Genomic DNA, 921 nt, shown 5'->3' on the forward strand with positions numbered 1-921 from the left:
TAAGAGACGGTTTCATAAAGGCTGTTCGGCGCGCCGGAGGGTATTCCAGCAGATCAGGCAGCAACCGAGTTTTAGGAACGCGCCGTGAATGTCAGCACGGCGCTCGAAACGAATACGGAGACGACGGAAGTGATGCAGCCAGGCATGCGTGCGTTCCACGACCCAGCGATATTTGCCAAGGCCGCTGCCGTGTTCGGTACGGCGCTTGGCGATCACCGGCTCGATACCGCGATTGCGCAACGCGCGTCGATGTCGCTCGGAGTCGTATCCGCGATCGGCGTAGACCACACGCGGTCTGTGCAGCGGGTGGCCGCGCAAACCGCGAATCGGCGGAATCGCGTCGATCAGCGGCAGCAATTGCGTGACGTCGTTGACGTTCGCGCCGGTCAGGATCGCGGCGAGCGGCGTGCCGTTGGCGTCGGTGACGATGTGGTGCTTGGAACCGGGTCGCGCGCGATCGGTAGGGTTTGGCCCAGTTTTTGGCCTGCCCCAACGGCGCGAATCGATGATGAATCGACAGCAGCTCGAGAGAAGTCGATCTGGTCTGCTGCTCGCAGCTTCGCGAGCAGCAGCTCGTGCAAGCGGTCCCACACGCCGGCAACCTGCCAGTCGCGTAGCCGTCGCCAACATGTCACGCCCGAGCCGCAACCCATCTCGGCAGGCAGATCGCGCCAGCGCAGTCCGGTCTTGAGAACGAACAAGATGCCGGTCAGCGCGGCGCGGTTCGAAACCGGCAGGCGGCCCGGGTTCTTCTTGCGCCGTGGCTTGGATGGCGGCAGTAACGGCTCGATCAGTGTCCACAACTCGTCGTCGATGATCGGCTTGCCCATCTCCTCAGTCTCGGTTGTTCCGATGCCTGAGGTTAACAGCTCGTCGCGAAAGTTAACAGCCCCAAGGGGCCATTTTGAAACCGTCTCTAAG

General features: G+C 62.4%; 1 protein-coding gene. It reads right to left on the bottom strand.

Going from position 1 to position 921, the window contains the following annotated elements; translation table 11 throughout:
- Positions 1-12: 12 nt before the first annotated feature.
- A protein-coding gene (locus DIE23_RS39065) for an IS5 family transposase (RefSeq protein WP_124618207.1) occupies positions 13-830 on the bottom strand; the annotation gives its coding sequence in 2 pieces (ribosomal slippage) (positions 13-482 and positions 482-830; 819 coding nt in all).
- Between the last annotated feature and the right edge of the window lie 91 nt (positions 831-921).

The organism is Burkholderia sp. Bp9143, from assembly GCF_003853645.1.
Lineage (GTDB): Bacteria > Pseudomonadota > Gammaproteobacteria > Burkholderiales > Burkholderiaceae > Burkholderia.